Source organism: Streptomyces sp. NPDC051172, from assembly GCF_040682555.1.
In the GTDB taxonomy this organism is placed as follows: Bacteria; Actinomycetota; Actinomycetes; order Streptomycetales; family Streptomycetaceae; genus Streptomyces.
This window is the reverse complement of sequence record NZ_JBFBBE010000213.1, coordinates 1-9150: the sequence shown is the minus strand read 5'-3', so window position 1 is coordinate 9150 and position 9150 is coordinate 1. Positions and strand designations below refer to the sequence as shown.

7 protein-coding genes and 1 pseudogene are annotated in these 9150 nt (G+C 66.3%); all 8 read right to left on the bottom strand.

What is annotated here, in order from left to right; genetic code table 11:
* Nucleotides 1–78: 78 nt before the first annotated feature.
* Nucleotides 79–717, bottom strand: a complete 639-nt coding sequence (locus tag AB0N07_RS48705; RefSeq protein ID WP_365847091.1) for a helix-turn-helix domain-containing protein — start codon at nucleotides 715–717, stop codon at nucleotides 79–81.
* A 55-nt stretch (nucleotides 718–772) separates the two neighbouring features.
* Nucleotides 773–1069, bottom strand: a complete 297-nt coding sequence (locus tag AB0N07_RS48700) for a hypothetical protein (RefSeq protein WP_365847089.1) — start codon at nucleotides 1067–1069, stop codon at nucleotides 773–775.
* Between the two features lie 280 nt (nucleotides 1070–1349).
* Nucleotides 1350–2645: a PQQ-binding-like beta-propeller repeat protein gene (locus tag AB0N07_RS48695; RefSeq protein WP_365847087.1), complete on the bottom strand. Its 1296-nt coding sequence runs from the start codon at nucleotides 2643–2645 to the stop codon at nucleotides 1350–1352.
* A gap of 299 nt (nucleotides 2646–2944) precedes the next feature.
* Nucleotides 2945–4420, bottom strand: coding sequence for a hypothetical protein (locus AB0N07_RS48690; RefSeq protein ID WP_365847085.1), 1476 nt, complete (start codon nucleotides 4418–4420; stop codon nucleotides 2945–2947).
* Between the two features lie 615 nt (nucleotides 4421–5035).
* The gene (locus tag AB0N07_RS48685; protein ID WP_365847083.1) at nucleotides 5036–6340 is read right to left on the bottom strand and encodes a YrhB domain-containing protein; all 1305 of its coding nucleotides are present in this window, start codon (nucleotides 6338–6340) and stop codon (nucleotides 5036–5038) included.
* Between the two features lie 4 nt (nucleotides 6341–6344).
* Entirely contained in the window at nucleotides 6345–6641 is a 297-nt protein-coding gene (locus tag AB0N07_RS48680) for a YrhB domain-containing protein (RefSeq protein ID WP_365847081.1), read from the bottom strand.
* 48 nt (nucleotides 6642–6689) lie between these two features.
* Nucleotides 6690–8315: a putative T7SS-secreted protein gene (locus AB0N07_RS48675; protein ID WP_365847079.1), complete on the bottom strand. Its 1626-nt coding sequence runs from the start codon at nucleotides 8313–8315 to the stop codon at nucleotides 6690–6692.
* 189 nt (nucleotides 8316–8504) lie between these two features.
* Nucleotides 8505–9150: pseudogene (locus tag AB0N07_RS48670) on the bottom strand (hypothetical protein); the annotation flags it as partial.

Genomic DNA, 9150 nt, shown 5'->3' with positions numbered 1-9150 from the left:
CCAGCCGTTCGTGCCGGACCGCAGGTCAGTCGCCCGGTAGGGGTCGGGGCGCAACATGAGAAAGCACTACGAAAGCCTTCAAACCGCACTCTCAGCACGGGACAGGAACGCATGCCCCAGCATCGCCCCCGCATACCGCGACCGCACCGCACCCGCCAACCGCTCCGGCTCCGGCTCCGGCTCCGGCTCCGGCTCCGGCTCCGGCTCCGGCTCCGGCTCCGGGACGGTAGTTCCCGGCGCGTCGCCGGGTTCTGCATCGCCTGCAGCAAGCGGAAGTTCAGGCTGCGGCGCCATCGCCGGCTCGCGCGCCAGCAGCACGCTGATCTGGGACTGAGCGACCCCCAACTGTTCGGCGATACGCCGCTGCGTCCAGCCCTCACCCGCCCACCGTCTGGCCCTCATCCGCTGCCGGGGTGTCAACTTGGGTGGTCTGCCACGCTGCTTGACCAGCCCGGCCGCCCCGTCCTTGCGCGCCCGGCCGCGCAACATCGACACGTACTGCGGCGTCAGCGCGAACACCGCGGCAGCCTCATTGACCGACACCCCCGCCTCGGTCACCGCCACGGCCGCCAGATTCCGCATCCCCGCATCCGCGGCCGCATACGAAAACACCGCCCGCGGGCCGAACGTGACCAGCACCTGCCCACCGGCCTCACGCCGCTCCAGCCGCCAGGGATCAGGCATCCCCGGCAAGGTCGGCGCGGTCGTCTCGGTCACCCGCCGACTCTACCCAGACCCTACGGATCTCAACAAATTTCAGATATCAGAGAGGTCAAAGGACCCGCAGCTCAGCGGGCACCGTCCACAGGCGGCTCAGGAGGTCTGGGACCTCGGCGACGGCCATCGCCTCCGTCTCGACCACGCCGATCCGCGACTCGACGTCCTCCAGATAGAAGAGGGCCGCGTCGGCGTCGTCGCCCTTCCAGGAGGCGTGCAGTGGCCCCGTCACCTGCCGACGGTGGCGGTCGGTGAGGGAGTCCATGGTCGTCGACAACTCGCGCCACGTCTTGGCCGCGGCTTCCAGATCGGAGAAGTCCTGCTTCATCAGCCGGGAGAATTCAGAAGCCATGTCGGCTCCTGCCGGAACGGATCAACTGCCCTTCAGGGCATGGCGAGTCCACACCAGTGGACATGTGGCAACCCCCGTTGCTGCTGCTCACTCATGAGTTCGAGGCGATCAGGGTAGCCGATGGCTTCCCCGCGGGGACCGAGTGTTCTTGGTCCGGCCGACGACGGGGCGCGCTGATCGACGCGGGGAAGACCGCAATGCCGCCATTTACCGCCTTGATCGCCCTGGAGCACGACAGTGAGGCAGACGATCTCGGTCTGCCCCACCGCCCGGTCAGTGCCTACGAAGCGGTCGTGGGCAATGCCACGAGGGCGTAGGAATCACCTTGCACGCTCGCGCCAACTGAGCTGACGTAGAGCACTCCGTTGTGCCAGAACGGCCTCTCGCTGCCGCCCATGTGCGTGTGCACCTCTTCCGGATACTCGACGACTGTCGTCATCGCACCGTTCTTGGGGTTGAACTCCACAAGCTTGGGCTTATTCGCGCCGTCGGTGACGTACGCCAACAGACGCTCGCTTCCTGTGTCCCTGAGCGGAATGTACTGAATTGTGTTGGAAGTCGGCGCGTTCCACAGTTCCTTTCCACTGTCCAGGTCATAGGCAACCAACGTCTTTGCTTCTCCCTTGGTGCTTCCTTGCTTGGCCGTCCCCATGAGGAGGATGTTCCCGACGCCTGAGACCTGTTGCATCGGGCTTCCGTCCTCCTCCGGGAGGACGTGGTACTTGTCCGCCATCCCCTGGAACTTGCCGCGCCGCTCACCGGTCTTCTCATCGAGCGCGAACACGCCTTTCGCATCTCCGCTGATGACGAGAGGGGAAGTAGAAATCGCTACGTCCGCTTCATCCTCGCCAAATCGCTTCGTCCACTCTGCTTTGCCGGTAGCCGGGTCGACGAGCGATACCTCGGTCCACGGCTTCCCGGTGAAAGCGTCTCCCTTGATGCACGATGTCGTACGGATCAGGTTCTTGCCACCGGTGTACGTGCCGGAGTTGCAGTCGCTCGGCACGACCTTCTTCACGTCCCAGGCCCTGGTGCCGTCAGCCGCCTTCAGCGCCACCTGCTCCCTGTCAGTGGCGATCACGACCGTCTCGCCGGTACGAGCCACCGCCAGTTTCGTGCCGGAGTTGAACTCGTCCTTCACCTTGAAGCCCTGGTGCCACAGCTCCTTGCCGGAGTTGAGGTCGTACGCCGCTACGTGGTCGCACTTGCCGTGCGCCCCAGCCGCACCCGACGCGCCATAAGCAACGACACCGATACCGCCATCAGAGACGGAGGGGGCGACGCACGCCTGGTTACCCGCGCCGGGCAGCGGCGTGGCCCACAGCCTCTTTCCGGTGTCACGGTCATAGGCCTTCACACCATCGGACAAGGTCTGAATCACAGCCCTATCGGTGAACCAGGTGCCGTCCACCTCTCGGTCGCTCAAGGACCAATCCGCGTTCGTCGACACGCTCCAGAGGGGCTCAGTGGCGGAGTTCGCCAACACGTACCACGCCGCTCCTCCGGCCCCACCCAGCACGACGAGTGCGACAACGAGGAGCACGATCAGCCCGGCCTTCTTCTTCCGCGGTCCCACAGAGGGGACAGGCGCTCCGGGGTACTGCTGCGGAGGGCCGTATCCCGGCTGGGGAGCCATCGGATACTGCGGGGGCACCGGCTGTTGGGGATAGCCGTAGCCAGGCTGCCCCGGTGGGATGGCGGACGGCTGCTGCGGGTGGCCGTAGCCGGGCTGGCCCGGAGGGGTCGCAGGTGGCTGTTGCGGATAGCCGTATCCCTGGGACGGTTGATGGCCCTGCTGCGGCGGCACGGGGGGCTGCTGCGGGGGAGGGGGCTGCTGTCCGTAGGGACCGGTACCCGACACAGGTCCGTTCGCGCTCATCGGATGTTGCTCCTGACGTACTGGGCCCACGCGGCCTGGAATTCGCTTTCGTTCATGCCAACGGCCTTCTGCAGCTGCTGATCGAGGTTCGTGGGATGCCTGTAGTGATCCACGACAAACTCGAAGAGGGTTTCCTCGCCGCCCTTCTCCGCGATGAATCGGTTGGCCAGATAGCTGAGGGCGTAGTTCGCACCGACCGAGTTGTACGCCGACGAGAAGTCCTGGCCGGGCAGCGTGCCGTCGAACTCCTCCCCTGCCATGTCAGCACGTACCTGCCGGTCACCCAGAGTCGGGTCGAACCGATAGGAGACGTACTCTGCAAATCCCTCGACAACCCATGCCCGAATACTCGTCTTCTCGTCCTGGCCGTAGGCACCCGGGTCCTGCGGCTGTACAAGAGCGTGCGCGATTTCATGCCGGGAAATCTCTCCGACACCTCTGCGCCACGCGGATGAAGTGAACTGGCCCGCCGACGTATCCATCTTGATGCGCGCGCCGCCGTACTCGAGCCGATCCTTGTCGCTGCTGCCGGCGTTGAAGGCGGGCATGGGCACGCTTTGCCCAGCATCCCACCCCACGTCAGAACCGTCGTTGTTGTACAGCTTCGAGTACGTCTTGCGGTTCGGCTCAAGTACGACGAGGAAGCCATCAGGGGTGTTGGGGACCGACGACGCCTTCGATCCCCACAGCGCGATGTCCTTCTCGGCGCTCTGCTCGACGACGGGCGCGAAACGAGCGGCATCAGCTGCATTCTTCTTTGCCGAGATCGTGATCGTGTGCGCCTGACGCTTGACGTACATGTCGTCGTAGAGGTCCCAAGGGGCGGGATAGTAGACCGCGTTGGCCATGGCGCTCGCGCCCGGAGATCCCCCCACCTCGCTGATGCGCGGCGCCGCCGAGTCGGACTTCTTCTCGACTGTCCACCGATACCACTCGGAGACCGGTCGAACGTCAACGCCCTTGACCTGATGAACAAAGGCGACATCCAGCGCGAGCTTCACGTCGGAGCCATACTCATCCGAGCCGTCGCCGGTCTGCTGGAGGACCATGTACTTGCTCTCCGCGAAAGGAACCTTCCGCAGATTCTCGAAGATCTTGCGCTGCTTGTCCTTCGCCGCGCCAACGAACGGCTTAAGGAACTCGTCTTCGTCTCCGCTCTTCAGGGCATTGGTACGGCCGTTGAGCAACGTGTCGATCTCGTCCGAGCTCAAGATCTGCTGTTTCTCGTCGCCGCCGCCCTGGGCGCCGGGCAGCGAACCCCCGCCAACAGCCTTGTACAGAGCCAGTCCACCGACTCCGAAGACAGCCACCACAGCCAGAACCAGCAGCCCGATGACGGCGCGCTTCAGCCCCTTGCCCTCTCCTGAGTTGTCAGGCGGCTGCGGCGGTGGCGGGTACCACCCTTGCTGCTGAACCGGTGCCCCGTACGGGCCGGCGTTCCCCGGCCCTCCCGGTGGGGTCGAATAGGACATGGCTACCTCTCATGGGTCATACGAACGGATGAGGGGCGCGATGCGGTCCGGCCACACGTGGCTGAGGCCTGGTGGGTCACCAGGCCTCAATAGGCGATGCGTGCAGGCTCATTGAGCGGCACTTGCACTGCCCGACTTACCCTCCCCTTATCTTGAGACACACCTTATGACCTTGGCCAACGCAGTCCTTACTGGCTTCTATGGGGCTCCCGTGCAGAAACTGTGGCCATAAGCGGCAAGGGAGCCGTCCGGCGGAGCACCCCCCGGGCCGCGCACCGTGGCCTGCGCCGCGCTACATGCCACGAGTAACGCAGACGCGCGCTTCCTGGTGGAGAAGGAGCGTGGTGGAGCCCGACCACGTCAACGAGCTCCAGGGGTAGCCGGGGCGCGTGGCCAACCTGCGAATGCTCGACCGGACGACAATGTCGACATCGGCACGGGGTGATACGCCCGCAGGACCACGGCCCGTACATGCGCGAGCTCGTGGAGTAGCTCCGGGCGCGGACCTGATACGCATGCGCGCAGCCGGACAACCAGTGGTCGACGGTCTTCGAGCAGGCCGACTGAGCCCACACCGGTTCGACCGTGGGCTGCGGGCCCTCCCCGACTGCGCCCTCAGCGATAGCGGAGGACGTGGAGCGAGCGCACCCCAGTATCGTCCGGTGTGGCAGGGGCATCGCGGGCGGCGTCGATCAGCACGAGGCCCCGGGGCGTGTGGGCAGCAACGACGAGCAAGCCGACGGACTCGCGGCCCCGGCGGTCCCCGCGACGGACCCAGACCACCGCGCGCGTTCCCTCGGGGGAAGTGGCGAGTTCGGCGAGGACGGTTGTCCATTCTGTGTGGTCCTTGACGGAGAGCACGGGTCCCAGTCGGCCCATCGTCTCCGGCATCCACTTCACCGGCCCCGGCTTCGGCGGCAGTTCGAGGCCCTCGGTGCCCGGCTCCGTACCACCGTCCCAGCGCGCGAGCCAGCCCCATGGATCGGAGTTGGGCAGCCCGAACGGTTCGCTCTCGTCCTTGGGTACGACCAAGGCGGCGTCCAGCATGGCGTCAGCTGGACGTCCGCCGGCGAGGAACGCCTTGCTGTTGCAGGCGAACAGCCAGCCGCGTGCGAGTTCGTCAGCGGGCGAGGGCTGGACCAGGGCGACCTCACCCCTGTACGCGTCCAGAAGCCATTCCTCCGCCTTTCCAACCGCCGATGCGAGATCGGGGGCCTGACGGCGCCAGGCGGGTACCACCGGCGCGGTTCCGGCGCCTCCACCCACGAAGCGGGCCAGGGTCAGTCGACGGATCCCGGTGGGTTCAAGACGCGCCAGCCGGCCCGCCTGTGGATCGAGAAGCACCACCTGGCCATCCTTGTTGTGTGCGTAGACCAGGTGTCCTGTCGCCTCGACACCGTAGGCTTCACGGCGGATCCAGACCGCGCCGCGGGTACCCGGACCCGGTTGCTGCACCGCGGCGATCACCTCGTCCCAGCCCGCACAGGCCGACACCTCGGCGGCGGGGAAGTGCCAGTGGATCATACGGTCCCACCAGCCGGGTGCCTCATGGAACGGCATCCAGGGCAACGGCGTGGCCCTGCCGCCGTTCAGGGCGGCGTCTGCGGCCAACAGACAGCCCCGTGCGTTGGTGCGAAGCGCCTGCGCAGCTGGATCGCGCGGCCCTGGGGCACGGTCGAAGGCCTCCAGATCCTCCCAGGGATCGTCGGTGGCAGGGTGGAACGGAAGGCTGCCGGACTTGGGGACCGCGAGCAGCGAGGTCAACATGGGGGTGACCGGGTAGCCGGGCACCGGCCGCGCACGGCAACCAAAGACCCACGTCTCAGGCCTCTCGGCGACCGGGCCGGAGCCGGACAGTTCCACCATTCCGCGGTAGGTCCGCCCCAACCAGTCCTCGGCCTGCGATGTTGGATCGTTCATGGGCTCAGAACGGCTTCCTGGGCCGCTGCCCCGTGGCCAGCCACGTCTTCGACTGCTCAGTGGTGTAGGCGGAAGGAGGGAACCCCACGAACGACCCGTCCTTGAAGACGACGATCATCCGCACCATCGGCGCCTGGGTGATATCCCCGCTGTCGATGTGCTCCTGACTATCGAACCGCACAGCCCACGCCATGTCGTGCTCGACCGAGATTTCCGGTTGCATCACGATGGTCGGCGGACCGTCCCCGTAAATTTCACGCAGGTACACACGGGCCGCCTCGACGGCTTCGTCTCTCGTCATTCTCAGGACCCGATCGCTCTTTCCATAGAATTCAATGCTTCAAGGGAACTACCTATAGGGCATATAACGGACTTCGGTGACGTTCCCCTCAAGAATGCCGAGCTTCCCGGTCTGCCCGTCCAGGAAGACGACTCCATTGCGGTCGTTAATCACGTTGAAGACGTGTGCGGTCCCGTCCGGTCTGGATACGTAGACGACACCGCGAGAGCCGACGCCCCGTTTGTCCATGTCGTCGATGATGGAATCGTAGCTTGTGTTGTGCTGCCATTCGGCGTTCGGGTTGCCGAGCTTCTCCTGGCTCGGCCAAGCCGGCTTGTGCAGCGGTTCGGCGACTGAGTCGTGGCCGTCCAGACGCCCGTCAATCGCCTCCACGTTTTTCGAGCAGTTCTGGTTATATCCGGGCACATTGTCCCAGTAACGGTTACCATTGACGTCCTTGAGCCACGGATACTGATCGTCCAGGAACCTCGCCTGTGTTTCCGGATCAGTGACGTCGTAGTGAATGGCCTTCGCGGAGACGTGGTCCGTTGACTGGGCCAGATGCCCCCAGTCATGATGCGCTTCCTTGTCCGCCGTGGTGGGATCAATGGTCCAGCCATCAGGCAGCGCGCTGCCGCCGCTGTTAGTCGCCCCGTGCTCCGCCACGTTCTCGGCTTCGTCTTCGGCGGCGTTCTCGGCCACACCGACTGCGTCGCGTTCGGCCACCGACGCCTCGGCACTGGCGCCGTCGGTGAGCACACCGGAGGCGACGTTGGTGATGAGCTTGCCGAACGCCTCACCCGGGTCTGAGCTCCATCCGGAGCCGACCATTGCCGAGACCAGCTCGGTGGGATGGTTGGAGGCGTGTAGGAGCCCGACCGCCGTTGTGTTGACCTGGTCCAGCCACATCGCCGGGTGGGTCATGTTGTACGGGTCCATGGGGTTAAGGCCGCGGGCGAACTTCAGCATGTCCGCGGCCCCCTTGATGACACCGCCGGCGACATGGCCCACGGCGAGCGAGGATCCGGTGGTTAGGTCCTCGCCGTCCGCCACTAGGCGAGAAATGAAACTTGGCTCCTTCGGAGCCGTGTTCGTGGCAGCCTCGACGGCCTGGGCAGCGGTTCGCGCCGCGGAGTCACGCTGCTCGCGGGCATGGTGCAGATCCGCCTCGGCCAGGGCCATCTCCGCCCCGTAGTGATCGCCGTCGAACTTCCCCGGCTTGGTGGGAGCCGAGCCCGGGTCGAGCCCGGCGGACAACGCCAGGTCGTACGTGGCGGCCTGCGCGTTGTATGCGGCAACCTGGTTGTTGTACGCCGCCTGCGCACGCTGGTAGGCGTCGCTGGCCTTCGTGTACCTGTCGAGGCACTGCTTGGCCTGGCTTTGCGCCCACTGCACCATGTGCGCGTACGTCTCCAGCGCGTCGGCGGCCTCCTCGCAGGCGTCGGCGGCGGTCAGCCACTGCTTGGCGTGCGGCGTGAACTTCGCACGGAACACGTCCGCCGCGTCGCCCTGCCAGTGGTCATGGTCCATCCGCTGCAGCCCCGAGCCGGTCGACTCGAACGCAGCGTAGAAGTTACGTAGATGACCAGCGGCTTTGCGGATCCTCCCTGTACTACAGCAGCAGATCTTGAGTGCGTGATCGTTCTTGGTCGGTGTGTTTCCAGGGGCGGAGTCGTGCAGGGAGTGCGTCGTCACGGCGGCGGTAGTGGGCGACGGTGGCTCGGGTCTGGTGTTCGGTGCGCCAGTGGTGCTGTTGGAGCTGGTAGGCGTCGCTGTGATGGGGCGTCAGGATGGTCAGGGCGAGGAGCGTGGCCAGGGCGGGAACGGTGAGCCGGATGCCGGGCAGGAGTGCCTGGGTGGTGCGGGCGGGGGCGAACCGCGAGGTCAGCGGGTTTGAGGGGCTGGCGTCACGGCTTCGGTTTTTCCCTCGGCCCCGACCTGGCCGGGGAGATCGCCGGGGTCCTCGGCGGGAGGCTCGGGATCGGGGTGGTGGGCGCGTTGGACGACCAGGAAGGCCAGGGCGAGCATCGCGCAGGTGACGTGCCGGTGCCAGGCGGTCCAGGTGCGGACCTGGTAGCCGCCCAGGCCGACCAGCTGCTTTGCCTCGCGGTTGTCCTCCTCGATCTTCCAGCGCACGCCGGCCCGCGAGATCATCTCCGGCACCGGGGTGCCCGTGGGGGCATGGACCAGGAAGAAGGCGTACTCGTAGTCGACCCGGCCACCGGCCAGCCGTTTCTTCTCGGTGGAACGGCGGACCAGCAGCCAGTGCGCGAACCCGGGTGCCGGCTCCTGCCCGGTCACCCTCACCTCGAAGGCGGTCCAGTCGTAGAACCGCTGTCCCTTGGCGCCCTCGCCGCATGAGCGACGCTCCCACCGGTTGCGGACGACCGCGTAGTGCAGCAGGTCACCGGCCTTGTCCACCTTCGGCTGGCGTTCCTTGCCGGGCGGGCCGGAAAGCGGCAGGTCCACCGGGACCGCCAGCACGTAGCGCAGCCGGCGGGCGTGCAGCCAGGCCCGCAGTCCGGGGTCG